This window comes from Sphingomonas populi (assembly GCF_004208535.1).
Lineage (GTDB): Bacteria > Pseudomonadota > Alphaproteobacteria > Sphingomonadales > Sphingomonadaceae > Sphingomonas > Sphingomonas populi.
This window is the reverse complement of the sequence record NZ_SGIS01000013.1, coordinates 24,720-47,869: the sequence shown is the minus strand read 5'-3', so window position 1 is coordinate 47,869 and position 23,150 is coordinate 24,720. Positions and strand designations below refer to the sequence as shown.

The following is a 23,150-nucleotide window of genomic DNA, read 5'->3' as shown; positions in this document are numbered from 1 at the left end:
CAAATAGCGATGCCGCGAGCCGCGACAATCCATGCAAATCTCCGGCGACAGCAATTTCTCATTGTGGTAGAAAAACACCGCCCGGAGGTAGAATTGGCGACGCAACTCAACATCAAAAGTCCCGAAGCACGCCGCCTTGCCGAGGCCCTGGCCGAGGAAAGTGGACAAAGCATCACACAGGTCGTTACCGATGCACTGCGCCAGCGGCTGACGGCGGTTCGGCGCGAGCGGGCACGCACCCCGGACGCAATGCGAAAGCGCGAGCTGCAATTCTACGACATCGTCGAGGGAAGCCGCGAACGCTGGCGCGGCGGCATGACCGCCAAGGATTATGATGACTTGCTGTACGACGAACACGGCCTGCCCCGGTGATCGCGGTCGATACCTCGGTCCTGATTTGCCTGCTGCGCGAGGAACCGGAAACGCCGCGATTCCTTGCAATCCTGCTGCGGGAAACCGGCCATCTGTGCATCTCGGCGGCGAATTACGTCGAGGCCGGCATCGTCATCGATTCGAACCGGGATGACGGACTGAGCGCGCGACTGGATCGGCTGATCGACCATTTCGCCATCGACATCGTTGCGGTCACACACGATCACGCACGGATCGCGCGGCAAGCCTATCGCCATTTCGGCAAAGGCTATCACGCCGCCGCCCTGAACTACGGCGATTGCTTTGCCTATGCGCTGGCGCGGAGCGAAGCCGCGCCATTGCTCTACAAGGGCAATGATTTCGCACAGACCGACATCGCCGCCGCCGCGTGACGATCAAACGATCGTTCGCGCCCGTGGTCGATCCGCGCGTGCGCGTGCTGGTGCTCGGCAGCCTGCCGGGTGAACGCTCGCTGGCGGCGCGGCGCTATTATGCCAATCCGCAGAACCAGTTCTGGCGGTTGATGTCGGGGGTGGTGGACGAGGACCTCGTGCCGCTCGACTATGATGCGCGGCTGGCGCGACTGCTCGCCAACCGGGTCGGGTTGTGGGACGTGGTGGCGAGCGCGCAGCGGGCGGGCAGCACCGATGCGGCGCTGCGCGAGATCAGCGCCAACGATCTCGCCGCGCTCGTCGCCACCCTGCCCGATCTGCGCGCGATCGGCTTCAACGGTGGCGCGTCGTACAAACACGGGCTGCGCCAGCTTGGACCGGCGGCGGTGCGGTACGCGGTCCACGCTTTGCCCTCCAGCAGCGCCATGCACACGATCGGGCTGGACGCCAAGGCGCCCGTGTGGCGCGAACTGGCGGCCTATCTCGATACCTGATTCGCCGAAAATTCCGCGCTGCCGCATTCTGAACGAAAGCCGTTCCAGCATGTTCGGTGCGACCGCCCGAGAGATTTATCCGACAAATTCCATAGCTTGCGTGCTTGCAAGGAAAAAACATTTTATTGCGTATGCAAGAGAGTTGACGCGATGTTTCGCATAGGCGAAGCAACCCCACCATGAAGAAACTGCTCCTCCCCGCCGCCGCGCTTGCGCTTGTGTCGCTTGCAGCCTGCAACCCCAAACCGACCGAAGTCACCTCGACCTCGCCCGACCCGAACGCCGCCGAACTCGCCAAGCGCAAGCCGGTCGAGCTGCCGCCGTCGATGACGTCGGAAGTCACGTTCCGCTGCAAGGACCAGAGCGTCTTCATCGTCGACTTCTTCCAGGGCGACAAGCAGGTGCTCATCAAGCCGGATAAGGCAGGCAGCCTCACCAAGCTGACCGCCGAGAAGGCTGGCGATGCGTACAAGGCCGACGGTTACGAGCTGAAGGGCGACAAGACCGGCATCACGCTCACCGTGCCCGGCAAGCCCGCCCAGGCCTGCAAGGCGTAAAAACTCGCGGGTGGTGCGGTGCCGATGCCTAGCGCTCGGCACCGCCACGATATAGCGTCTCGCGTCAGGAGGTGCATTCGTGTCGACCATCGCGATCTACAGTCTCAAGGGTGGCGTTGGTAAAACCACGCTCACCGTCAATCTCGCGTGGTGCGCGGCGACGCTTTCGGCGCGGCGCACCTTGCTGTGGGATCTCGACGCACAGGCCGCCAGCACGTTCATGCTCGCGACCGGAAGCGCGCGCGAAGCCGCGCAATCGGTGTTTCTCAAGGATGCCGACGCAAGCGACCTGATCCGCAAGACCGCGATCCCCCGCCTCGACATGATCGGCGCCGACGCGTCGCTGCGCGGGCTCGACGTGCTGTTCCATGAACTCGATCGCAAGAAGCGGCTGCAAAAGCTGCTGACCGGCCTGCGCAAGCAATATGACCGCATCCTGCTCGACTGCCCGCCCGGGCTGACCGAAACGAGCGATCAGGTGATGCGCGCCGCCGACCTGATCGTCGTGCCGGTGATCCCCTCGCCGCTGTCCGAACGCGCCTTCGCCGAAGTGCTCAGGCACCTCGGCGCCAAGGCCAACGTGCTGCCGGTGCATTCGATGGTCGATCGCCGCCGCAAGCTCCACGCCGCCGCGCTCGAAGCCCATCCCGACTGGCCGGTGATCCCGATGGCGAGCGTGATCGAATCGATGACGACCCGGCGCGAGCCAGTCGGCGCGTTCGCGGGGAAATCCGCAAGCGGGCAGGCGTTCGCACAACTCTGGCAGGCGATCGAGCGCCGCCTCGCCGGATGAGAGCGCCGCGCAGCGACGCGCCCGCCGGCACACTCCAGCTCGATCCCCAGCTCGTGCTCGGTGCCTATTCGGTCGGCGTGTTCCCGATGGCCGATTCGCGCGATGCCGACAGCGTCTATTGGGTCGAACCGCGCCAGCGCGCGATCCTGCCGCTCGACGGTTTCCACCTCTCGCATTCGCTGAAGAAGACCGTCGCGAACGACTGCTACCGCGTCACCGCAGACACCGCCTTCCCGGAAATGATCGCGCTGTGCGCCCAGAGCGTGGCCAACCGGCCCGACACCTGGATCAACGGCCAGATCGAGCGCGTATTTTGCGAACTCCACGCAATGGGCTTCGCGCATTCGGTCGAAATATGGGAGGGGCCGACATTGGTCGGCGGCCTCTACGGCCTCGCGCTGGGCCGCGCGTTTTTTGGCGAGAGCATGGTCAGCCGCGCGCGCGACGCCTCAAAGGTGGCGATCGCATGGCTGGTGGCGCGGTTGCGCTTCGGCGGTTTCACGTTGCTCGACTGCCAGTTCATGACCGAACACCTCGCCTCGCTCGGCGCGGTCGAGGTGCCGCGCGCGTCTTACCTCGCGTTGCTGTCGTCCGCGTTGGAAGGCTCGGTCGGCGTCGCGGGGGTGCTGTCGCCGTCGGCGGGCGCCGATTTCTTCGCGCTCGACCGCGCCTCGCCGGACTCGTTGCCGATCGCGACCGTGTCGGGGCCGCCGGCCGGGAAGGTCATCGCGCAGATCTTGGGCCAGACGTCGTAGATCGGGTTCAGGACGACGTTGAGCGAGGGGCGCTCCTTGTAGAGCCAGCCCGAAAAGACGCGGTGCCATTTCGCGTCATATTGCTTCACGTCGAGCTGGACGAACGCGCCGGTATAATGGTCGGGTTCCCACGGCGCGGTCTGCTCGCAGGCGCGCAGGTGGATCACCGCATCGCCGATCCGCGCCGCCTGGCCGGGCTTGAGAGTCACCTCGCGCGTGGCGCCGTTACGCTTGTTGAGCACGCCGAGCACGGCGACGCGCTGCGCCATCGGCGTCGCGCCGGCGGCGGGATTGGCGTCCTGATCGACATCGACCGTCACGATATCGGACGGGCCGCTTTCCTCTTCGAGTGCGGTGCGCGGCGCCGTCTTGCCCGTCGCGGCAGTCTCCGAAGGCTGATCCTTGCCGCAGCCGCCGCAGGCGAGCAGCGCGACGAGCGCCACCCCGCCCAGCAGCCGAGCGGTCACGCGTCCGGCGTCCAGGCTTCGTAGTCGCCGGTCGCGGCGGCGCGGTGGCCACCCTTTTCGAGCGCACCGGGCGGACGATAGGCAAGCGCGGTGCCGGTCAAATTGGCGACCGCCGGCTTCTGCCACGCGCGCGGCGCGGGCAACGCGCGATCGGGCACGTCATCAACCTGATGATGCAGCCAACTGAACCATTCGGGCGCGACCAGGCTCGCGTCGTTCGAACCGCTGTAGATCACCCAGCGGCGCGGATTGCCGGCAGTGTCCTTGCCGCCCTCATAATAGACGTTGCCGAGCGCATCCTCGCCGACCCGCGCCTTGCCGCGCAGCCCGATGATGGTGCCGAGGGTGGCGCCGGTCCACCACGTAAACGGATTGAGGTTCAGTCCCATATGCGCCGCTTAGCCTGTGGCGCGCCTGCCATCAACCGCGATTCAGCGCTTGGTGGCCCCGCTCGGCCCGCCGTCCCACCGCACCGTGTCGCCGGCGCTGATATCGAGATCGAGCGCACGCCCGCCGCGAAGCTCCAGCACCGCCGCAACCGGCTCGCCCGAGGGGATCGGCGTTTGCGAGAACGGCGGCGACTGTTCGGCGATCCGCGCGATCGTCCCGTCGGGCCGGATGAAGAGGATATCGAGCGGGCTTGGCGTGTTCTTCATCCAGAAGGTGGCGGCGCGCGGCGCGCCACCGTCGGGCGGATAGGGATAAAAGAGCATGCCGCCATCGGCCGGGATGTCGGTGCGGTACATCAGGCCCTGTTCCTGCGCCGCCGCGGTCTTCGCCAGTTCGACGGTGAAGGCGTGGTGCCCGCCCGCGCCCGCGATGGTGACGACGATTTTCTGCGCCGTAGCGCCGTCTGCGGCGGGATTACCCCGCCCGCAGCTTGCCAGCGACAGGCTCACCGCCGCCAGCAAGCCGGCGATCGTAGCGGTTCGCAGTCTCACGCGCGTTTACTCAGCCGTCTGCACAAGCACCGCAAGCGGCCCCTTGGCGCCATCGACGATGCGGGCGCTGAGCGTCTGTTCGGGTTCGACCTCGCCCAGCCCGGCGCGGCGCAGCGTTTCCATGTGGACGAACACATCGGCATTGTCGCTCGCGCGGACGAGGAAGCCATAGCCCTTGAGCCGGTTGAACCACTTCACTCGCACCGGCTCGAACGCACCCGCCGAATCCAGCAGGGCGGTCGGATCAACGCGGTCGCCGCTCGTACGCACCCGCACCGGCGGCTCGATCGCGTTGGTAAGGTCGATCGTCAGGATTTCGGTGGCCTGCAGCCCGCGCTCGCGCGGGGCCGCCAGACACTCGATCCGCGCACCCTCGGGCAGGCTGCGACGGCCATGCGGACGCAGCACCGAGAAATGGATCAGGATATCGCCAACGGAAGGGTCATCGGCGACCATGAAGCCGAAGCCGCGCGTCACGTCGAACCATTTCACCACGCCCGCATACGCACACCCCGGCGGACCGCCCGGCCCGGCGCCTCCGTCGGTATCCGCCCAACCACTTTCGTCAGGAGCAGAAACAATTTCGTTACGCATGACTAACAATCCCCCGGCACAGGAGAATAGCATGCAGGCGCGCGTTAAAAAAGATCAGTCGAGCACCTCCAGACCTTCTCCCGGCACCATTTTTACGATTTTTCGCGCAATATCCATATCGTGTCCGGCGCGAATCATCGCCGCGATCTGCTTTTCGCGTAACGCGCGGTCGGCGATGTCGGTCGCGAACGGCCCGATCCGCCGGCGCCGCGCGAACGCCAGCGCCGCCGCGAGCCCGCCTGCTTCCACGCTCGGCGCGATCGCGGCGGCATCCTCCGCACCGATTCCGGCCGCCCGCAGCGCACCGGCAACGCGGCGGCGCCCGAGGCCACGCCGCAGCATCGCCCCCGCTTTCGCCTCACCGAACGCGCGATCATCGATATAGCCGAGCTCGGCGAGACGCTCGGCCAGCGCGACCGTGTCCGGGGGCTCGCCCTCCCATCCGCGCTCGCGGATCTTGCGCATCAGATACGCCGAAAGCCGCCCGCGCGTCGTCGCGAAGCGCTCGACATAGCGTAGCGCAAGCCGTTCCAGCGTCGCAGCATCGAGCGGCGGCACGGTGCGACGACGCTCCTCGGGGGTGGCACGAGACATTGCGCCATCATTGTGCCACAGTCGAACCCGATTTTGAACGCTTGGCGTAAGCAGGGGTGCTCGCTTAAATCGCGGCGGAGATGGATTAAATCCGCAACCAAGGGCGCAGACGATAATGACGACGATATTTGCGGGATCAGGCGACACGCTGGAAAACCCGGCGCTGGCCGCCACCCCGACCGAAGATGCGCTGACGCGGCGCTTCGCCGATTTCGGCACGCTGGGCGAGGCACTCGACTATGCGGCAAGCGGCGAGCGTGGCCTCAACTTCCACGATGCGCGCGGCAATCTTGTGCTTCCCTATACGTTCGCCGAACTGCGCGCCGACGCGCTGGCGACAGCGAACCGCCTGATCGCGGCGGGCGTCGCGCCGAAGGATCGTATCGCACTGGTCGCGGAAACCGGCCCCGAGTTCGCGGCTCTGTTCTTCGGTGTGGTCTATGCCGGCGCGTGGCCGGTGCCGCTGCCGCTGCCGACCTCGTTCGGCGGGCGCGAATCCTATATCGAACAGCTCCGCGTCCAGCTCGCGAGCTGTGACCCCAGGATGCTGGTCTATCCGCCCGAGCTCGCGCAGATGGCGGGCGAAGCCGCGCGGCTTGCCGGTGTGGACGGCGTCGACTGGAGCGAGTTCGCGATGCGCGCCGCGCCCGAGACGGCGCTGCCGGGCGCATCGCCCGAAGACATCGCCTATCTGCAATATTCGAGCGGCTCGACGCGCTTCCCGCACGGGGTCGTCATCACCCATCGCGCGCTGCTCAACAATCTCGCCGCGCACAGCCACGGCATGCAGCTCGACAAGCAAGATCGCTGCATCTCATGGCTGCCCTGGTATCACGACATGGGGCTGGTCGGCTGCTTCCTCTCGCCGATCGCCAACCAGGTTTCGTGCGATTACCTCAAGACCGAGGATTTCGCGCGCCGGCCGCTCGCGTGGCTCGACATGATCTCGCGCAATCCCGGCTCCACGATCAGCTATTCGCCGACCTTCGGCTATGACATTTGCGCGCGCCGCATCTCCAGCCAGACCCGCGCTGGCGACCGCTTCGACCTGTCGCGCTGGCGGCTCGCCGGCAACGGCGCGGATATGATCCGCCCCGACGTGATGCAGAGCTTCGTCGACGCTTTCGCCGACGCCGGCTTCAAGGCGAGCGCATTCCTGCCAAGCTACGGCCTCGCCGAAGCGACGCTGGCCGTCTCGATCATGCCGCCGGGCGAAGGCATTCGCGTCGAACTGGTCGAGGAAACCCAGCTTTCCGGCGTCGCCGCCGGACAGGACCGGCCACAGCGTTACCGCGCGATCGTCAATTGCGGCAAGCCGGTGCGCGACATGACGGTGGAGATCCGCGAGGAGGACGGCACCCCCCTGCCCGAGCGCGCGATCGGCAAGGTGTGGTGTTCCGGCCCATCGGTGATGGTCGGCTATTTCCGCGATGCCGAGGCGACCGACGCGTGTCTGGTCCCCGATCCTGCCGGTGCAGGCCCCTGGCTCGACACCGGCGACATGGGCTACATGTCGGACGGCTACATCTACATCGTCGGCCGCGCCAAGGACATGATCATCGTCAACGGCCGCAACCACTGGCCGCAGGACATCGAATGGGCGGTCGAGCAACTGCCCGGCTTCAAGGCCGGCGACATCGCTGCTTTCGCGATCACCACCCCCGGCGGCGAAGAGACCCCAGCCGTGCTCGTCCAGTGCCGCAGTTCGGACGATGCCGAGCGCGTGCGACTGCGCGACGAAATCCGCGAGCGCGTCCGCTCCGTCACCGGCATGAACTGCGTGATCGAACTGATCCCGCCGCGCACGCTGCCGCGCACCTCCTCGGGCAAGCTCAGCCGCGCCAAGGCGCGCAACCTGTACCTCAACGGCGAGATCAAGCCCTACGATCTGGCGGCGTGAGGTCGCGAGACCCCTGTCCTACAGGGGCAGTATTACGGTAAAAAGCGGGCGGTCGACGGAATGCTTGCAGGCAAGGTTTGCCCGCGCTAAAGACCGCCTCCGCACAGGGGTGTAGCTCAGTTGGTTAGAGCGTCGGTCTCCAAAACCGAAGGCCCTCGGTTCGAGTCCGAGCTCCCCTGCCACTCTCCTTCTCGCCGCGCTTGATTTTCCAGATCGCCGGCAGTATCGCTTTTCCCATTCCGAAATCGGGAACATTCGTCGTCGGGCCCTTGGCGGGACCGGGCGGCGGACCCATGTCCCCGGTTCCGGCGCTAACCAAAGCGAGTACAGACAGTGGCGAAGACGACCCCGATCGAATTCTACCGGCAAGTACGCGCCGAAACCGCCAAGGTGGTTTGGCCGACCCGGCGCGAGACGATCATGACCGGCGTCATGGTGATGATCATGACCACGCTGCTGGCGGTGTTCTTCTTCGGGGTGGACACGATCTTCGAGCTGATCGTGAAATATCTGCTCACCCTCGCGAACTGATTACGGGACGATACATGGCACGCTGGTACATCATCCACGCCTACTCGGGTTTCGAGGGCAAGGTTCGCGATTCGATCATGGCCGAGGCGACCCGCATGGGCCTCGAACAGCTCGTCGAGCAGATCGAAGTGCCGACCGAGACCGTCACCGAAGCGCGGCGCGGCAAGAAGATCGCGGTCGAGCGCAAGTTCATGCCGGGCTATGTGCTCGCCAAGCTCAACATGAACGACGACGTGTACCATCTCGTCAAGAACACCCCCAAGGTGACCGGCTTCCTCGGCTCGATGGGCAAGCCCCAGCCGATCAGCGAGGCCGAGGCCGCGCGCATGCTCAACTCGAAGGAAGAAGCCGCCGCCGCCCCCAAGGCGAAGGTCAAGGTCGACTTCGAGATCGGCGATTCGGTCAAGGTGCTCGACGGCCCGTTCGCGAGCTTCAACGGTCTGGTCGAGGAACTCGATTTCGACCGCAGCCGCGTCAAGGTGTCGGTGTCGATCTTCGGACGCGCCACGCCAGTGGAACTGGAATTCGAGCAAGTCGAGCGCAGCAAATAACGCTACGCGTTCTTTGCTGACCGCACGCGAGCAGCGGAGCTGCTCGCGACACGGCGCTCGACCGGCCGGCGGGTCGGCGCAGCCGAACCCGACCGACGACGCGGCTTTGCCGCGGCGGGCCTGCCCGGCCGCTGTCCTGTAGCACCGTCCCCGCGAGCGACAGCGTACCTCAGCCCGTCAGGCCCTTCGCGAACGCCTGCCAAGCGGGCATCGCATTAAGCGCAACCCGCAGGGCCTGTGTCGCCAAAAAGAAGCCACCGCCCCAGATCGTCGCCGGATGCAGCTTACCGCGCGTTCTAATGTCATAGATGGCCAGCGCCGCAAGCAGGACGTCGGTCAGGATCATCCCGCCGAACGCCGGGGCCAACCCGATATGCGTAAAGCGAGTGATGCGTGCGAGCGGCGTCGTCAGGATCGCCGCTGTCCCCAACAGCATCAGCCGTTTGTGCCATGCCGACTGCTTACGCCGCACGAAGCCTGCGCCGACCAAGACCGCGAAGGTCAGGATCGCGCCGAGCGGGAACACCAAAGGCGGCCCCTGCGGCGGCATGTGGTGCGCCGCTGCGACTTGCTTGGTGACAATCGCGGCCGCGATGCCCAGCGGGACCATCGCGATGGCCAGCACGACCGCAACCGGCCCAACGATCCGGTGGATGTCAGCCCGCGACGCCGAGATTAACCCGGTCTGCGCGACATACAGCAATATCCAGGCGGTGAAGACCACGCCGTGGACATGGAGCAGCATCGACAGCGGCCTGGCGGCAAACATCGGCGCCAGATAATAACTCGGTGCAAAGCCAATGAAGGTCGCTGCGGAGATAACCAGCGCCATGGTTGCGAAGAACCGACGCTCGGTGTTGAGCTTCGCACCGCCACGTTGCGCTACAGTCGCCACGCAAACCCTCCTTGAGTTCCGGCGGATGATACTGGACGTTCATCCACTGGATAGGAAAAAACCGCCAATATCGATTTCATTTGGCGCCGCTCCGATGGATAAAGTCTCGCCCGCTGCGCCGGCCGGCAGACGATATCGTGCGAAGGGCGATTTCTCGCCGACGGCCACGCGCTAACGAGTGGCGCGGACCTACCGCCCCCTCACCCCGCGCAATACTGCTCCAGAAACGCCTGATGCGTCGGCATCCGCGCAACCGCGCCGGCGATACCGTCCCGCACATCGGCGAACGCACGGTGCAGATGCTCGACGCTCAGCATATGCCCCATATGGTGATAGCCGGTCGGTTCGAGCCGCTGGCCGAGCATCACCTGCAGCCAGCTATCGGCCTGGAACAGATCGTCGGCGGTCTGCGGAGTCAGCGCGGCCTCGCGGAACAATGCGATGCGATGCGCTGGGCGAGCGTGTCGGGGATTGGCATCGTCCGGCAGCGTTCCCAGAAGGGATCGTCGCGGCGTTCGGTGAGATGATAATGCAGGATGATGAAATCGCGCACGCGCGCGAGTTCGGTCTCGGCGAGATCGCTGTAATGGCGCACCAGCGACGGTTTGATCCCGCTGAACGGAAACGACTGGATCAGCCGCGTCACGCCGATCATGATGAGGTGGATGCTGGTCGATTCGAGCGGCTCGACGAACCCGCTGGCCAGCCCGAGCGCGACGCAATCCTGTTCGGGATCGACAACCACAGAGCTACTCTATTGTCAGACGTTGTCAAAATCCGATCATTGCGGCGATGGGTCCATTTTGTGGGGAGTGCGCGCGCGGCGCCCAATGCCACGCCTGATCAGAGGGCCACTCACCTCTTTGCTATCGTTCCTATATCATGGCCGTAATGGCTGTGCCCAATCGCAAGCGTGTTATCCCGACATTCGGCGCGGCGACGCGAGATCACCGCCATAAAACTGTCAACGTTATCACACTGTCTGGCGTCAGCCCGGCATTGCCGCTAGGTCTCAGCCTCAACCAAACAGGACAGCAGCATGAAGCGAACGACGATTGTCGATGTTGGGCGCCTCGCCGGGGTTTCCGCAAAGACCGTCTCGCGCGTGCTGAACGACGAACCCCACGTCAGCCCGGCGGTCAAACAGCGCGTCCGCGAAGCCGCCGATGCGCTCGATTATCATCCCAACGTGTTCGCGCAGGCGCTGGTGCGGCGCAAATCGAACATGATCGGGCTGATCTACGAAAACCCCAGCCCGAGCTATGTCGTGGAGTTGCAACGCGGCGTGCTGGAACGGCTGACCGGCGAGCGCTACAAGCTCGTGGTGATCCCGATCCGTTCGGTGCAGGACCATGCCGGCGAAGTCGTCGGGATGCTGCGTTCGGCCGCGCTGGACGGCGTGGTGCTCGCTCCACCCGCTTCGGATAATCCTATCATTCTCAATCAGTTGAAGGACGCGCGTATCCTGTGCGCGCGGATCGCACCGACGCGGTTGATCGATATGGCGCCGAGCAACCTGATCGACGACGTCGCCGCCGCGCGCGAGATCGCCGACTATGTGATCGGCCTCGGCCACCGTGAAATCGCCATCATCCGTGGCGATCCGACCCATGCCTCCACCGAGGCACGGATGCTCGGCTACACGCAGGCGTTCTACAAGGCCGACATCGAATTGCGGCTGGAACGGATCGAACCCGGCCTGTTCACCTTCGACAGCGGCCTCGCCGCCGCGCGTGACATCTTCGCGCGCGGCGACCGCCCGACCGCGATCCTGGCGCAGAATGACGACATGGCGGTGGGCGCGATGATGGCCGCGCGCGAGTTCGGCCTGTCGATCCCCGACGATGTCTCGGTGGTCGGGTTCGACGATTCGGAAATGTCGCGCATCACCTGGCCACGGCTGACCACGGTGCGGCAGCCCGTGTTCGAAATGGCGATCGCGGCGACCGAGATGCTGATCGCGCAGCTTGAGGGCCGCGATGTCACGGCGCGGATCACGCATCCGCACGAACTGCTGATCCGCGAATCGGCCGCCCCGCCCCGATCGCTCGGGTGATGCTTCGGCGGCGCGAGATCTGGAGCTATGCCGCCGGGGATTTCGGGTTCAACACCGTCTGGCAGTCGATCGAACTGTATCTGCTGTTCTATTACGTCCGCCATCTCGGCATCGCGCCGCAGGTCGCCTCCCTGATCTTCCTGGCGGGCGCGGCGGCGGACTGGCTGATGGACGTGCTCGTCGGGGTGACCGCCGACCGGCTGGCGCCGCGCGTGCGGCTCGGCACATGGGTCGCGGTGGGCGGGCCGCTGGCGGTGCTGATCCTGTGCGCCGCCTTCGCGCTGCCGCCGGTGAGGAGCGGCTATGTGCCCTATTACGCGCTCGCCACCTATCTCGCGCTGCGCTGTGCTTACGGTATCGGCAACATCCCTTATGGTGCGCTGACCGCGCGGATGTCCGCCGATCCCGGTGATCATCTGCGGCTGACCGGCGCGCGCATGCAGGCGGCCGCTCTGGGTGGTCTCGTCGCGGCGTTGGTCTATGCGGCATTGCCGGCGGGCGGTTCCGGCGGCGGCTTTTCGCTTGGCGCGCCGATCCTCGCCGGGATCGCGGTGCCGACCTTCTTCTTCACCGCGTTCGGCACGCGCGAGCGAGTCATGCCGGCGGTAGCCGCGCCCCGCTCACATCGCGCGCTTGTGACGATGTTCGCCTTGCTCGGCAGGTCACCGGCATTGCGGCGGCTGATCGCGACGATCCTGAGCGTCGGGCTGGCGGTATCGCTGCTCAACGTCTCGCTGCTGTTCGTGTTCGATCAGATCGGCGCGCAGCGTTGGGGCTATTATGCCGCGCTGCTGCCGGCCTTGTCGCTGCTGGTGAGCGCGCCCTTGTGGACTCACCTCGCCACGCGAATCGGACAAGGCGCGACGTCGCGCTACGCCGCCGTGCTGATGCTGGGCGCGGCACTGCTCGGCTGCGTGGGCGACGGAGTCGCGATGGCGCTGGTCAGCGTCACCGGCGCGATCGTCGCCGGACAAGGGCTGTCCGTGATGTTCTGGTCGCTGGTGCCCGCAACCGTCACCGCCTGCGAACGCGATGCCGAGGTGGTCGGGTACGCCGCGCAAATCTATGCGGCGGCGACGATCGCGCGCAAGCTGGCACAGGCCCTCTCCACCCAAGTGCTTGCGCTGACGTTGTTGGTTCCAGCGATACCGATCCTCGGCAGCATCGCTTTGGCAGCCCTGCTCGCAACGCTGTGCGCGTTTTTCTACCGCCCGATCGAGAACACGCACCACGCGCTTGCCCCTTGACACCGACATGTCAACGTTGTCAGGATTAGGGCCTCGATAATGGGGATGCTGGCGGCTGTGAGAGCGCCAGCGATGGGAGCGGACATGATCTCGAAAACTGTGCTGGCGGGCCTGGCCTGCGCAACGGCGGCCGCCCTTCCCGCGCAGACCCTTCCGACCACATCGGTCGCGCCGGTGCCGACCATCCACCCGGAACTCTGGCCAAGTGCGACATGGCCGGTTGCCGCCATCCCGGCCGACGAAGCGCGCATCGCCGGCCTGCTCAAGCGCATGACGCTGGAGGAGAAGGTCGGGCAGATCCTGCAGGCCAACATCACCAACATCACGCCCGACGAGGTCCGCCAGTATCACATCGGCTCGGTGCTCAACGGCGGCAATGCTGGCCCCGGCGGCGACGATTTCGCGCCCGCGCCGAAGTGGCTGGAACTGGCCGACCAGCTTTGGGCCGCATCGACGGATACTTCGAAGGGCGGCGTCGGCATCCCGATGCTGTGGGGCACCGATGCGGTACATGGCCACAGCAACATCGTCGGCGCGACACTGTTTCCGCAGAACATCGGCCTCGGCGCGACGCGCGATCCCGAACTGATCGAGCGGATCGGCGCCGCCACCGCCGCCGAGATCCGCACGACGGGTCAGGAATGGACCTTCGCGCCGACCATCACCGTGCCGCAGGATTATCGCTGGGGCCGCGCCTATGAGGGTTATTCATCCGATCCCGACCTTGTGGCGAGTTACGTCCAGCATATGATCCTCGGGTTGCAGGGGCCGCCCGATGGCAGCCGAATCCTCGCCGGGCCGCATGTGCTGGCCAGCACCAAGCATTTCATCGGCGATGGCGGCACCTTCGAAGGGCACGATCAGGGCGACGCCCGGATCAGCGAAACCGTGCTGCGCGACATCCATGGCAAGCCGTACATCCCGGCGGTCGAGGCCGGGGTCGGCACCGTCATGACGAGCTTTTCGAGCTGGCAGGGCCGCAAGATCGCCGGTGAGAAGGGCTTGGTCACCGGCGTCCTCAAAGGCCGCATGAGCTTCGGCGGGTTCGTCGTCACCGACTGGAACGCGCACGGCCAGATCGCCGGCTGCACCAACGAAAGCTGCCCGCAGGCGATCAACGCCGGTATCGACATGTATATGGCGCCCGATAGCTGGAAGGCGCTGTACGAATCGCTGACCGCGCAGGTGAAGGACGGGACGGTGCCGATGGCGCGGCTCGACGATGCGGTCGCGCATATCCTGCGCGTGAAGCTGCGGCTTGGGCTGTTCGAGATGGGCAAGCCCTCGTCGCGGCCACTCGCGGGCGACTGGAGCATGCTGGGTGCGCCCGCGCATCGCGCGATCGCGCGCGAGGCGGTGGCCAAGTCGCTGGTACTGCTCAAGAATACCGGCGTGCTGCCGCTGCGCGCCTCCGCCAACATCCTCGTGGCAGGTGATGGCGCCGACGACATCGGGCGACAATCGGGCGGCTGGACGCTGAGCTGGCAGGGCACCGGGCTCGACCGCAGCATGTTCCCGGGTTCGACGAGCGTGTGGGGCGGCATCGACGCAGCGGTGAAAGCCGGTGGCGGGCACGCGGAATATGCGCCGGACGGGCATTACACGCGCAAGCCCGATGCGGCGATCGTGGTGTTCGGCGAGACGCCCTATGCCGAATTCCAGGGCGACCTACGCACGCTGCAACTCCGCCCCGAACTGCGCAAGCCGCTCGCGACGATGCGGCGGCTCAAGGCGGCTGGCATTCCCGTCGTCGCGGTGATGCTGACCGGACGGCCGCTGTTCGTCAGCCCCGAGTTGAACGCCGCCGATGGCTTCGTCGTCGCCTGGCTGCCCGGCACCGAGGGGGCTGGGGTCGCCGACCGCCTGTTCGGCGCGGGCGGTGCGCCGTTCACTGGCAAGCTGCCCGCCGCCTGGCCGCGCACCGCCAAGCCGGGCGGCCCGGTGCTCTACCCGTTCGGCTATGGCTTGAGCGGGCGCGAACCCAAGGTGGCGTGGAAGCCGGTGTCGGAAGACCCCGGCGTGATCGATGACGGCGATACCGGCGTGTATATGTCCGCCGGAGTGGCGACGCCGGGCTGGTCGCTTCAGGTGAGTGACGGCGTGGTCGGCGTGACGCGGATCACCACGGTGCCGGCGCAGGCGCTCGGCGGGCGTATCAAGATCACCGCGATCGACCATGAGGTGCAGGAAGGCGCGCGGCACTTCGCGCTGGCGGGCGGCGGCCCGCAGGTGATCGATCTCCACACCCAGACGCCGATCGACCTGACGCGGGAGACCAATGGCGAGGTGTTGCTGCTGGCGACGATGCGGCTCGACAGCGCACCGCCCGCCGACCTGACGATCGGCGTTTCCTGCGGGCCGACCTGCGGGGCGGCGGTGCCGATCGCATCGGCCAAGCTCCCGGTCGGCGCGTGGCGGACGATCGGCATCCCGCTCAAATGCTTCGCCAGGACGGCGGACATGGCGCGGATCGAGACCCCCTTCCAACTCCGCACCGCGCAGACATTCGAGACGAGCATCGCCCGCGTCGCGGTCGGCACCGTCGCCGATGATGTGGTGGCGTGTCCGCGCTGACGCGGGTTTGACCCGGATCGCAACAATCCTCTGGCCGCGCCGTTACACATGCGCGACAAGAGTCGATTGACGATCAGGAGAGATGTGCGTGAGTGTGGCATTCCGGCGCGAGAGCGACGAGGAGCATAAGGAACCCCGGTTCGAGCTGCCGATCCCGCCCGGCCCCAATCTCGTCACCCCGCGCGGGCTGGCACTGATCCGCACCCGCATCGCGGAGTTGCGCGGCGATGTCGCCGCCGCGACCGAGGAGGATGCCCGCACGCTCGCCGAACGCGACCTGCGCTATTGGTCGACCCGCGAAACCACCGCCGAGGTCGCCGCCCCGGCCACCGGCGAGACGGTCGCGATCGGCACGCGCGTGGCGTTCACGCTGGGCGGAGCGAGCCGCGAAATCGAGATCGTCGGCTTCGACGAGAGCGATCCGGCGGCGGGCAGAATCGCCTTCTCCGCGCCGCTCGCCCGCGCGATGATCGGCGCGGAAGACGGCGAGATGTGCGATTTCGGTGGGAAGGCTGACGCGATCGAGATCGTGGGGATTACGCCGGCTCACTGAGGTTCCAGCGCGTCAACTGGGCCTGTGGAAGCCGCCGTCAAAGCCCCTCCCTGAAAGGGAGGGGTTGGGGGTGGGTTGGCCCGATACGGTGCGCGACAACCGCCATAATCGCCTCGGCCACGCCATCGCCATTATCGCGAACGTCACTGTTCCAATACCGCAAGACCCGCCAGCCGAGGCTTTCGAGAAACAGCGTTCGCGTATCGTCGTAGGCGATTGCATCGAGGTGCTGACTGCCGTCGAGTTCGACCGCCAATTTGATCGATCGGCAAGCAAAGTCGATGATATAGCTGCCGATCGGAAGCTGCCGCGTGAAGCGAGGGCGCAGATGGCGAAGACGTGACCACAAGGCGCGTTCCTCTGCGGTCGCGGCGTTACGCAACAGGCGAGCGTTTGCCGTCAAGTGGGGCGCGACTCTCGGCATCGCATGAGGATGCCGTTCTACGCTATCGAGAGCAACCCACCCCCGGCCCCTCCCTTCCAGGGAGGGGAGCAGAATGTTCAAAGATGAGCGTGAGCCGCTACGACACTGGCGCGCGCCGCCGGTAGCTGAGCGCCTCGGCGATATGCAGCCGCCCCACGCCTTCGCTGCCAGCCAGATCGGCAATCGTGCGCGCGACACGCAGGATGCGCGTGTAGCCGCGCGCCGATAGCCGCATCGCTTCGGAGGCTTGCGCGAGCAGCATCCGCCCCGCTTCGTCGGGCGTCGCCACCGCGTCGAGCAGCACGCCATCGACTTCGGCGTTGGTGCGGATCGGATGGTCGGCATAGCGCGCGGTCTGCACAGCGCGCGCCGCCGCGACACGGGCGCGCACCTCAGCCGAGCCTTCGGCCGGCGGCGGCAGGACGAGATCCGCAGCGGAGAGCGCCTGCACTTCGACGTGCAGGTCGATTCGGTCGAGCAGCGGCCCCGACACCTTGGCCTGATAGTCCGCCGCGCATTTCGGCGCGCGCGAGCAGGCGAGCGCGGCGTCGCCGAGATGCCCGCAGCGGCACGGGTTCATCGCGGCGATCAACTGCACGCGCGCTGGAAACGTGACGTGCGCGTTGGCGCGCGCGACGCTGACCGTGCCGGTTTCGAGCGGCTGGCGCAGCGAATCGAGCACCGCGCGCTGGAACTCGGGCAGTTCGTCGAGAAACAGCACGCCGAGATGCGCGAGGCTAACCTCGCCCGGCTTCACTTTCAGCCCGCCGCCGGTCAGCGCAGCCATCGATGCGGAATGATGGGGCGCACGGAATGGGCGGGAGCGGGTCAACCGCCCGCCCGCAAGCGTGCCGGCGACACTCGCCACCATCGACACTTCGAGCGCCTCGGCGGCGTCGAGCGGGGGCAGGATGCCGGGCAGGCATGACGCCATCAGCGACTTGCCCGCGCCGGGCGGGCCGACCATCAATAGATTGTGCCCGCCCGCCGCCGCGATTTCGAGCGCGCGCTTGGCGGTTTCCTGCCCCTTGACCTGTTTGAGATCGGGGCCGTGCGCCACATCGATCGCCTCGCCCGGCTCAGGCGCGCCGATCAGGCCGTGTCCCTTGAAGTGGTTCACCAGCGAAAGGATGTCGGGCGCGGCGAGCACGCCGACCGATCCTGCCCACGCCGCCTCCGCGCCTTGCGACGCCGGGCAGATCAGCCCCTTCCCCTCCGCCGAGGCGTGCAGCGCCGCCAGCAGCACGCCCGGCGACGGCGCGATCCGCGCATCAAGGCCGAGTTCGCCGACCACCACGAAATCGCCGAGCTGCTCGGCATCGATCACCCCCATCGCGCCGAGCAATGCCGATGCGATCGGCAGGTCGAAATGCGAGCCCTCCTTGGGCAGATCGGCCGGCGACATGTTGACGACGATTCGCTTGGGCGGCAGCGCCAGCCCCATCGAGGCGATCGCGCCGCGCACCCGCTCTCGGCTTTCCGCCACCGCCTTGTCGGCGAGGCCGACGACGTTGAAGGCGGGCAGGCCGGGGATGAGCTGCACCTGCACCTCGACCGCGCGCGCCTCGAGCCCGAGATACGCCACCGTCGATACGCTCGCGACCATCTGTATAACCCCCCGGTTGGACAACGGCTTAGCGGCGCCGTAAAGTTTGGGGAAGCCCGGCGTCACGAGCTGGATAAAGGTGTCTTGTATTTACAAAACACCGCAGCCATCTTCGCCGCAGATGTTGCCCGGTCCGCCATCCCCGCGATTGACTTCGCACGGTCATCCGCCTAAGGGCACGCGCTACGAGGCCGTCCCTGTGGCGGCCCTTTTCTATTCAGACGATCAGGGAATGACTCATGAAGCGGACCTTTCAGCCGAGCAATCTGGTGCGGGCACGTCGTCACGGCTTCCGCGCACGGATGGAGACTCCGGGCGGCCGCAACGTGATTCGCGCGCGTCGGGCGCGCGGTCGCAAGAAGCTGTCGGCGTAATCTACGTTCTGGCGCGCCGCGCGGATTTCCTCGCGGCGAACGCCGGCAAACGCGCGCCGATGCCGGGCTTCGTGCTGCTGGTTCGGCCTCGCAATGATGGCGATCCGGCGATGCGGATCGGCTATACCGTCACCAAGAAGATCGGCAACGCGGTGGTCCGCAACCGGATGAAACGCCGGCTGCGGGCGCTCGCGCGTGACGTGCTGCCCGAATCGGGCGTGCGCGGCGCCGATCATGTGCTGATCGGGCGAAACGGCGGCGTGGAGCGCGATTTCGCGCAGCTCCGCGGTGAGCTGACCAAGGCGCTGGCGAAGGTGATGCGGTGATTCTCCGCTCCCTACGCACGCGCCTCCACCTTCTCCCCTCCCTGGAAGGGAGGGGCTGGGGGTGGGTCGGTTCGTGGCGCGCACTCCGTTTCCTCGCAGGCCAACCCACCCCCGGCCCCTCCCTTCCAGGGAGGGGAGAAGCGCTGACAGTCGGTGCCCCCGAGGGCGCGAAGCCATGCTGACTCGCCTCCTCATCCTGCTGGTGCGCGCATGGCAGATCGGCCCTTCGGTGGTGCTGCCATCCTCGTGCCGCTTCCAGCCGTCCTGTTCCGCCTATGCAATCACCGCGCTTCGCCGCTATGGCGCGGTGAAAGGCGGCTGGCTGGCGGCGAAGCGGATCGGACGGTGCCACCCCTTCGGCGGCTTCGGCCCCGATCCAGTGCCCTAAAGCGGTGACGCGGCGCCACGAAACTACGAACGGGATTCCCAGGTGAAAGACGAAGGCAGAAATTTCCTCCTGTTCGCGGTGTTCGCGGCGCTGATCCTGTTCGGCTGGCAGTTCTTCGCCTCCAAATATCTGCCCGCGGCCAACCCGCCCGCGACCAAGATCGAAGCCGGCAAGACCGTCGCGGTCGCCTCCTCGACTGGCCCGGCCGGCCCCACCGCCGCCTCGCCCCAGAAGGTCCGCGACCGTGCGCAGGTGCTGCGCGAGACGCCGCGCGTCCGCATCGAGACGCGCAACCTGCAAGGCTCGATCAGTCTCAAGGGCGGCCGCATCGATGATCTCGTGCTGAGCAAGTACAAGGAAACCATCGCCAAGGATTCGCCGTCAATCCGCCTGTTCTCGCCGTCGGGCACCGAGCACGCCTATTTCGCCGGTTTCGGCTGGTCGGGTGACGGCGTGACGACGCCGGGCGCGGACACGATGTTCACCGCCAGCGCCCCCGTGCTCACCCCTGCCCAGCCGGTCACGCTCGCGTGGACAAATCCGCAGGGCCAGCGCTTCGCGATGCGTATCGCGGTCGACGATCGCTACATGTTCACCGTCCGCCAGACCGTCACCAACCCGACGGCCGCGCCGATCAAGATCCGGCCCTATGGCCTCGTCTCGCGCGCCGGCGTCTCGCCCGATCCCGATACCTGGACCGACCATGTCGGCCCGATCGGCGTGTTCGATCACGGCGCGACCTATGACATCACCTATGCCAATTTGCAGGGCAAGGAAGCCAGCTTCATCGGCAAGAACCTGCTCGGCAACATCGGCAAGCCCGGCGACAATTACTTCGATTCGAGCGGCGGCTGGTTCGGCTTCGGCGACAAATACTGGCTCGCGGCGCTGATCCCCGATTCGGGCGCGCCGATGCACGGCGGCTTCCGCGCCGCCGTCGGCGACAATTTCCAGGCCGATTTCGCGCTCCAGCCGCGCGTCGTGCCCGCCGGCAAGGCGCTGGTGACGACCGCAAAGCTGTTCGCGGGCGCCAAGGAGACCAACACGCTCGACGGCTATGAGGACCGGCTCAACGTCCGCCACTTCGGCAAAGCGATCGACTGGGGCTGGTTCGAGGTCGTCGAAAAGCCGATCTTCAAATATCTCGATTTCCTGTTCCGCGTGATCGGCAATTTCGGCGTCGCGATCATCGCGCTGACGCTGACGATCCGTGGCCTGTTGTTCCCGATCGCGCAGCGCCAGTTCGCTTCGATGGCGAAGATGCGCGCGATCCAGCCGAAGATGAAGGCGCTGCAGGAACGCTACAAGGACGACAAGACGCGCGCGCAGCAGGAGGTGATGGCGCTCTACAAGGCCGAAGGCGTCAACCCGCTCGCGGGCTGCCTGCCGACCTTCCTGCAGATCCCGATCCTCTACGCACTCTACAAGGTACTGCTGCTGACGATCGAAATGCGTCACCAGCCGTTCGTGCTGTGGATTCGCGATCTGTCCGCGCCTGATCCCGCCACGATCCTCAACGCGTTCGGGTATCTGCCGTGGCATCTGCCGCCGATGCTCGCGATCGGCATCGTGCCGGTGCTGCTCGGCATTTCGATGTACTTCCAGTTCAAGCTCAACCCGGCGCCGATGGACGAGGCGCAGAAGCAGGTCTTCGCGATCATGCCGTGGGTGCTGATGTTCGTGATGGCGCCGTTCGCGGTCGGCCTGCAGATCTACTGGATCACGTCGAACACGCTGACGATCCTCCAGCAGCGGCTGCTCTATGCGCGGCATCCCGAGTTAAAGGTGCCGACCAAGAAATGACCGATCCCACCATCGAACCCCCGGTCTTCGACCCGGAAGCGATCGAGACCGCGCGGAAAATCTTCGCCGGTCCGGTAGCCTTCCTCAAATCGGCGCCCTCGCTGGAGTTCATTCCCGACGCGGTCGTACCCGAGGTGGCCTTCGCGGGGCGCTCGAACGTCGGCAAATCGTCGCTGCTCAACGCGCTTGCCGGACGCAATGCGCTGGCGCGCACGTCGAACACGCCGGGGCGGACGCAGGAGCTGAACTTCTTCGATGTCGGCGCGCCGCTCGCATTCCGGCTGGTCGATATGCCCGGCTACGGCTTCGCCAAGGCGCCCAAGGATATCGTCAAGAAGTGGCGCTTCCTGGTCAACGATTTCCTGCGCGGGCGCGACGTGCTCAAGCGCGCGCTCGTGCTGATCGACGCGCGCCACGGCATCAAGGAGGTCGATCGCGAGATCCTCGACATGCTCGACAAGGCGGCGGTCAGCTACCGTCTCGTCATGACCAAGATCGACAAGATCAAGCCCACCGAACTCGCCGACGTGATGACCGCGACCGCCGACGAAGCCCGCAAGCGCCCGGCCGCACATCCAGAAATCCTGCCGACCTCGTCGGAAACCGGCCTGGGTATCGCGGAACTGCGCGCCGCAGTGATCGAGGCGATCGGCTAGACCCCGCCCCCGCCGCCCGCTAAGCCCGCCCCATGAAGCTTATCATCGGCAACAAGGCCTATTCCTCGTGGAGCCTGCGCGGCTGGCTCGCCGCCCGGCAATCCGGTCTCGTCTTCGAAGAAGTGGTTGTGCCGCTCTACGATGCCGAGTGGGACCGGCGGCGCGAGGGCGACGAGTTCGCGCCCTCCTCGGGCAAGGTGCCGATTCTGTGGGACGGCGACGCGGTGGTGTGGGACAGCCTCGCCATCATCGAATATCTCGCCGAGCAGACCAGCCGCGACCTGTTCTGGCCAGCCGACCCCGCCGCGCGCGCGATGGCGCGGTCGATGTCGGCGGAGATGCATTCGAGCTTCACCGCGCTCCGCAAGAAGCACAGCATGAACATCCGCCAGGTGTTCCCGCCGCAGCGGCCAGACGACGACGTGCTCGCCGATCTCGCGCGGATCATGGAATTGTGGGCACAGGCGCGCGCGCGCTTCGGCGGCGACGGGGAATTCCTGTTCGGCGCGTTCGGCGCGGCCGACATCATGTACGCGCCGGTGGTGACGCGGATCGTCACCTACAGCCTGCCGATCGCGCGCTTCGCGGCAAGCTATATGGACGCGGTCATCAACCACCCCTTCATGCAGGACTGGATCGCCGCCGCGCAGGAAGAGGAATGGGTGATCGAGAAGTTCGAGCAGCCGGTCGGCTGATCCCTCGTCCGTTCGTCCCGAGCGAAGTCGAGGGACATTGCGCAGGTGCCTCGACTTCGGCCCTTTGGGCTGAAGTGTATCCTGAGCGGCTGGCTTGCCAGCCAGTCGAAGGGCTCGGCACGAACGGAAGGGGTTAAGGACGCCGCTATCGTGCCCGCTTCGACGGATATTCCACCCCGTCCTTGGTCGTATAACGCCCGTCGGCGGTGAACAGCATGTCGATGTCCGAATAGCCGCCGCCTTCATCCGGCCCGGCGCCGACCGCGATGAACACGCAATCGGTGTCGCTACGGTTGACCAGCACATGCCCGTTGCGCTCACCGCCGGGAAACGCCGCGCAATCGCCGGCGCGCATCGGATGTTCGCCGCTATCGTCGATCAGCACCGCCTCACCCGACAGCATCACGACGAATTCGTCCTCGCCATCATGCCAGTGGCGTTGCGACGATTGCGCGCCCGGCTTCAGGACAACGTGGCTCGCGCCCATGTGGGTGAGACCGCCGACCGGCGCGAGCCGGCGATACCAGCGCCCGGCGACGACGTCGGCGAACTGCGGCGGATATCCCGTTGTGTTGGTCTGCGGGATTGTATCGAGATCGAGCTTGGGCAATG

General features: G+C 66.3%; 29 protein-coding genes, 1 tRNA gene and 1 pseudogene. 20 read left to right on the top strand and 11 right to left on the bottom strand.

Annotation, left to right across the window (positions count from 1 at the left end; translation table 11 throughout):
* Nucleotides 1-93: 93 nt before the first annotated feature.
* The 6 genes from EWE75_RS10295 to aat all read left to right on the top strand — a co-directional run bounded on the left by EWE75_RS10295 (nt 94) and on the right by aat (nt 3,363).
* Complete coding sequence (locus tag EWE75_RS10295) at nt 94-372, top strand: type II toxin-antitoxin system VapB family antitoxin (protein ID WP_165388341.1); 279 nt, start codon at nt 94-96, stop codon at nt 370-372.
* Nucleotides 369-764 carry a type II toxin-antitoxin system VapC family toxin gene (locus EWE75_RS10290; protein WP_231708302.1) on the top strand — a complete coding sequence of 132 codons (396 nt, stop codon included), beginning with the start codon at nt 369-371 and terminating at the stop codon, nt 762-764. The genes EWE75_RS10295 and EWE75_RS10290 overlap by 4 nt, the downstream gene beginning before the upstream one ends.
* Nucleotides 761-1,258: a DNA-deoxyinosine glycosylase gene (locus EWE75_RS10285; RefSeq protein WP_130157087.1), complete on the top strand. Its 498-nt coding sequence runs from the start codon at nt 761-763 to the stop codon at nt 1,256-1,258. Before EWE75_RS10290 ends, EWE75_RS10285 begins: the two co-directional genes overlap by 4 nt.
* Before the next feature lie 179 nt (nt 1,259-1,437).
* Entirely contained in the window at nt 1,438-1,815 is a 378-nt protein-coding gene (locus EWE75_RS10280) for a hypothetical protein (protein ID WP_130157085.1), read from the top strand.
* A gap of 79 nt (nt 1,816-1,894) precedes the next feature.
* Nucleotides 1,895-2,608 (top strand): ParA family protein, encoded by a 714-nt coding sequence (locus EWE75_RS10275; protein WP_130157083.1) that lies wholly within the window; start codon nt 1,895-1,897, stop codon nt 2,606-2,608.
* Nucleotides 2,605-3,363: a leucyl/phenylalanyl-tRNA--protein transferase gene (aat, locus tag EWE75_RS10270; protein ID WP_130157081.1), complete on the top strand. Its 759-nt coding sequence runs from the start codon at nt 2,605-2,607 to the stop codon at nt 3,361-3,363. Before EWE75_RS10275 ends, aat begins: the two co-directional genes overlap by 4 nt.
* A 35-nt stretch (nt 3,364-3,398) precedes the next feature.
* Here aat and EWE75_RS10265 read toward each other — a convergent pair.
* The 5 genes and pseudogenes from EWE75_RS10265 to EWE75_RS10245 all read right to left on the bottom strand — a co-directional run.
* Nucleotides 3,399-3,632 (bottom strand): annotated as a pseudogene (locus EWE75_RS10265) (DUF2155 domain-containing protein); the annotation flags it as partial.
* 194 nt (nt 3,633-3,826) lie between these two features.
* A complete protein-coding gene (locus tag EWE75_RS10260; RefSeq protein WP_130157079.1) occupies nt 3,827-4,219 on the bottom strand; it encodes an NADH:ubiquinone oxidoreductase subunit NDUFA12 in 393 nt (130 codons plus the stop codon).
* A 42-nt stretch (nt 4,220-4,261) separates the two neighbouring features.
* Nucleotides 4,262-4,771 (bottom strand): DUF192 domain-containing protein, encoded by a 510-nt coding sequence (locus EWE75_RS10255; RefSeq protein WP_130157077.1) that lies wholly within the window; start codon nt 4,769-4,771, stop codon nt 4,262-4,264.
* 6 nt (nt 4,772-4,777) lie between these two features.
* Nucleotides 4,778-5,365, bottom strand: a complete 588-nt coding sequence (locus EWE75_RS10250) for a cold-shock protein (RefSeq protein ID WP_130157075.1) — start codon at nt 5,363-5,365, stop codon at nt 4,778-4,780.
* A gap of 54 nt (nt 5,366-5,419) precedes the next feature.
* A complete protein-coding gene (locus tag EWE75_RS10245; protein WP_130157072.1) occupies nt 5,420-5,959 on the bottom strand; it encodes a RecX family transcriptional regulator in 540 nt (179 codons plus the stop codon).
* Nucleotides 5,960-6,074: 115 nt separating this feature from the next.
* Here EWE75_RS10245 and EWE75_RS10240 point away from each other — a divergent pair, with 115 nt between their 5' ends.
* From EWE75_RS10240 to nusG, 4 genes are all read left to right on the top strand, one after another.
* Nucleotides 6,075-7,859 (top strand): fatty acyl-AMP ligase, encoded by a 1,785-nt coding sequence (locus EWE75_RS10240; protein ID WP_130157070.1) that lies wholly within the window; start codon nt 6,075-6,077, stop codon nt 7,857-7,859.
* A gap of 105 nt (nt 7,860-7,964) precedes the next feature.
* Nucleotides 7,965-8,041: transfer RNA gene (locus tag EWE75_RS10235), tRNA-Trp, on the top strand.
* 151 nt (nt 8,042-8,192) lie between these two features.
* Nucleotides 8,193-8,390 carry a preprotein translocase subunit SecE gene (secE, locus tag EWE75_RS10230; protein WP_069205091.1) on the top strand — a complete coding sequence of 66 codons (198 nt, stop codon included), beginning with the start codon at nt 8,193-8,195 and terminating at the stop codon, nt 8,388-8,390.
* Nucleotides 8,391-8,404: 14 nt separating this feature from the next.
* Nucleotides 8,405-8,941, top strand: a complete 537-nt coding sequence (gene nusG / locus EWE75_RS10225; protein ID WP_130157068.1) for a transcription termination/antitermination protein NusG — start codon at nt 8,405-8,407, stop codon at nt 8,939-8,941.
* A gap of 169 nt (nt 8,942-9,110) precedes the next feature.
* Here nusG and EWE75_RS10220 read toward each other — a convergent pair whose 3' ends face one another.
* The 3 genes from EWE75_RS10220 to EWE75_RS26055 form a co-directional block, all read right to left on the bottom strand.
* The gene (locus EWE75_RS10220) at nt 9,111-9,836 is read right to left on the bottom strand and encodes a hypothetical protein (protein ID WP_130157066.1); all 726 of its coding nucleotides are present in this window, start codon (nt 9,834-9,836) and stop codon (nt 9,111-9,113) included.
* A gap of 200 nt (nt 9,837-10,036) precedes the next feature.
* On the bottom strand, nt 10,037-10,273 hold the full coding sequence (locus EWE75_RS26060) for a hypothetical protein (protein ID WP_282432685.1): 237 nt from the start codon (nt 10,271-10,273) through the stop codon (nt 10,037-10,039).
* A complete protein-coding gene (locus tag EWE75_RS26055; RefSeq protein ID WP_282432684.1) occupies nt 10,252-10,581 on the bottom strand; it encodes a tryptophan 7-halogenase in 330 nt (109 codons plus the stop codon). Before EWE75_RS26055 ends, EWE75_RS26060 begins: the two co-directional genes overlap by 22 nt.
* Before the next feature lie 294 nt (nt 10,582-10,875).
* On the opposite strand from EWE75_RS26055, the gene EWE75_RS10210 reads away from it, so the two are divergent.
* From EWE75_RS10210 to EWE75_RS10195, 4 genes are all read left to right on the top strand, one after another.
* On the top strand, nt 10,876-11,892 hold the full coding sequence (locus EWE75_RS10210) for a LacI family DNA-binding transcriptional regulator (RefSeq protein WP_130157064.1): 1,017 nt from the start codon (nt 10,876-10,878) through the stop codon (nt 11,890-11,892).
* Nucleotides 11,892-13,139 carry an MFS transporter gene (locus EWE75_RS10205; RefSeq protein WP_130157062.1) on the top strand — a complete coding sequence of 416 codons (1,248 nt, stop codon included), beginning with the start codon at nt 11,892-11,894 and terminating at the stop codon, nt 13,137-13,139. The genes EWE75_RS10210 and EWE75_RS10205 overlap by 1 nt, the downstream gene beginning before the upstream one ends.
* Before the next feature lie 84 nt (nt 13,140-13,223).
* Complete coding sequence (locus tag EWE75_RS10200; protein ID WP_130157060.1) at nt 13,224-15,713, top strand: glycoside hydrolase family 3 protein; 2,490 nt, start codon at nt 13,224-13,226, stop codon at nt 15,711-15,713.
* Between the two features lie 88 nt (nt 15,714-15,801).
* A complete protein-coding gene (locus EWE75_RS10195; RefSeq protein ID WP_130157058.1) occupies nt 15,802-16,266 on the top strand; it encodes a GreA/GreB family elongation factor in 465 nt (154 codons plus the stop codon).
* Nucleotides 16,267-16,303: 37 nt separating this feature from the next.
* Here EWE75_RS10195 and EWE75_RS10190 read toward each other — a convergent pair whose 3' ends face one another.
* Nucleotides 16,304-16,690, bottom strand: a complete 387-nt coding sequence (locus EWE75_RS10190; RefSeq protein WP_130157056.1) for an endonuclease domain-containing protein — start codon at nt 16,688-16,690, stop codon at nt 16,304-16,306.
* Nucleotides 16,691-16,787: 97 nt separating this feature from the next.
* Nucleotides 16,788-18,296: a YifB family Mg chelatase-like AAA ATPase gene (locus EWE75_RS10185; RefSeq protein ID WP_130157054.1), complete on the bottom strand. Its 1,509-nt coding sequence runs from the start codon at nt 18,294-18,296 to the stop codon at nt 16,788-16,790.
* Nucleotides 18,297-18,535: 239 nt separating this feature from the next.
* Here EWE75_RS10185 and rpmH point away from each other — a divergent pair, with 239 nt between their 5' ends.
* The 6 genes from rpmH to EWE75_RS10155 all read left to right on the top strand — a co-directional run bounded on the left by rpmH (nt 18,536) and on the right by EWE75_RS10155 (nt 22,538).
* Complete coding sequence (rpmH, locus tag EWE75_RS10180; protein WP_083224946.1) at nt 18,536-18,670, top strand: 50S ribosomal protein L34; 135 nt, start codon at nt 18,536-18,538, stop codon at nt 18,668-18,670.
* A complete protein-coding gene (rnpA, locus tag EWE75_RS10175) occupies nt 18,670-18,996 on the top strand; it encodes a ribonuclease P protein component (protein ID WP_282432686.1) in 327 nt (108 codons plus the stop codon). Before rpmH ends, rnpA begins: the two co-directional genes overlap by 1 nt.
* Before the next feature lie 175 nt (nt 18,997-19,171).
* The gene (gene yidD, locus EWE75_RS10170) at nt 19,172-19,384 is read left to right on the top strand and encodes a membrane protein insertion efficiency factor YidD (RefSeq protein ID WP_069205079.1); all 213 of its coding nucleotides are present in this window, start codon (nt 19,172-19,174) and stop codon (nt 19,382-19,384) included.
* A gap of 42 nt (nt 19,385-19,426) precedes the next feature.
* Entirely contained in the window at nt 19,427-21,187 is a 1,761-nt protein-coding gene (yidC, locus tag EWE75_RS10165) for a membrane protein insertase YidC (RefSeq protein WP_130157052.1), read from the top strand.
* Nucleotides 21,184-21,843, top strand: a complete 660-nt coding sequence (gene yihA, locus EWE75_RS10160; RefSeq protein WP_130157050.1) for a ribosome biogenesis GTP-binding protein YihA/YsxC — start codon at nt 21,184-21,186, stop codon at nt 21,841-21,843. Before yidC ends, yihA begins: the two co-directional genes overlap by 4 nt.
* Nucleotides 21,844-21,875: 32 nt before the next feature.
* A complete protein-coding gene (locus EWE75_RS10155; RefSeq protein ID WP_130157048.1) occupies nt 21,876-22,538 on the top strand; it encodes a glutathione S-transferase family protein in 663 nt (220 codons plus the stop codon).
* 145 nt (nt 22,539-22,683) lie between these two features.
* On the opposite strand, the gene EWE75_RS10150 is transcribed toward EWE75_RS10155, so the two are convergent.
* Nucleotides 22,684-23,148 (bottom strand): cupin domain-containing protein, encoded by a 465-nt coding sequence (locus EWE75_RS10150; protein ID WP_206364736.1) that lies wholly within the window; start codon nt 23,146-23,148, stop codon nt 22,684-22,686.
* Between the last annotated feature and the right edge of the window lie 2 nt (nt 23,149-23,150).

Coding starts and splice junctions, on each gene's coding strand:
- nusG (WP_130157068.1), top strand. CDS start 8,405: ATGGCACGCTGGTACATCATCCACGCCTACTCGGGTTTCGAGGGCAAG.
- EWE75_RS10260 (WP_130157079.1), bottom strand. CDS start 4,219: ATGGGACTGAACCTCAATCCGTTTACGTGGTGGACCGGCGCCACCCTC.
- EWE75_RS10240 (WP_130157070.1), top strand. CDS start 6,075: ATGACGACGATATTTGCGGGATCAGGCGACACGCTGGAAAACCCGGCG.
- EWE75_RS10185 (WP_130157054.1), bottom strand. CDS start 18,296: ATGGTCGCGAGCGTATCGACGGTGGCGTATCTCGGGCTCGAGGCGCGC.
- EWE75_RS10200 (WP_130157060.1), top strand. CDS start 13,224: ATGATCTCGAAAACTGTGCTGGCGGGCCTGGCCTGCGCAACGGCGGCC.
- rpmH (WP_083224946.1), top strand. CDS start 18,536: ATGAAGCGGACCTTTCAGCCGAGCAATCTGGTGCGGGCACGTCGTCAC.
- EWE75_RS10210 (WP_130157064.1), top strand. CDS start 10,876: ATGAAGCGAACGACGATTGTCGATGTTGGGCGCCTCGCCGGGGTTTCC.
- aat (WP_130157081.1), top strand. CDS start 2,605: ATGAGAGCGCCGCGCAGCGACGCGCCCGCCGGCACACTCCAGCTCGAT.
- EWE75_RS10280 (WP_130157085.1), top strand. CDS start 1,438: ATGAAGAAACTGCTCCTCCCCGCCGCCGCGCTTGCGCTTGTGTCGCTT.
- EWE75_RS10250 (WP_130157075.1), bottom strand. CDS start 5,365: ATGCGTAACGAAATTGTTTCTGCTCCTGACGAAAGTGGTTGGGCGGAT.
- EWE75_RS10155 (WP_130157048.1), top strand. CDS start 21,876: ATGAAGCTTATCATCGGCAACAAGGCCTATTCCTCGTGGAGCCTGCGC.
- yihA (WP_130157050.1), top strand. CDS start 21,184: ATGACCGATCCCACCATCGAACCCCCGGTCTTCGACCCGGAAGCGATC.
- EWE75_RS10190 (WP_130157056.1), bottom strand. CDS start 16,690: ATGCCGAGAGTCGCGCCCCACTTGACGGCAAACGCTCGCCTGTTGCGT.
- EWE75_RS10205 (WP_130157062.1), top strand. CDS start 11,892: ATGCTTCGGCGGCGCGAGATCTGGAGCTATGCCGCCGGGGATTTCGGG.
- yidD (WP_069205079.1), top strand. CDS start 19,172: ATGCTGACTCGCCTCCTCATCCTGCTGGTGCGCGCATGGCAGATCGGC.
- EWE75_RS10245 (WP_130157072.1), bottom strand. CDS start 5,959: ATGTCTCGTGCCACCCCCGAGGAGCGTCGTCGCACCGTGCCGCCGCTC.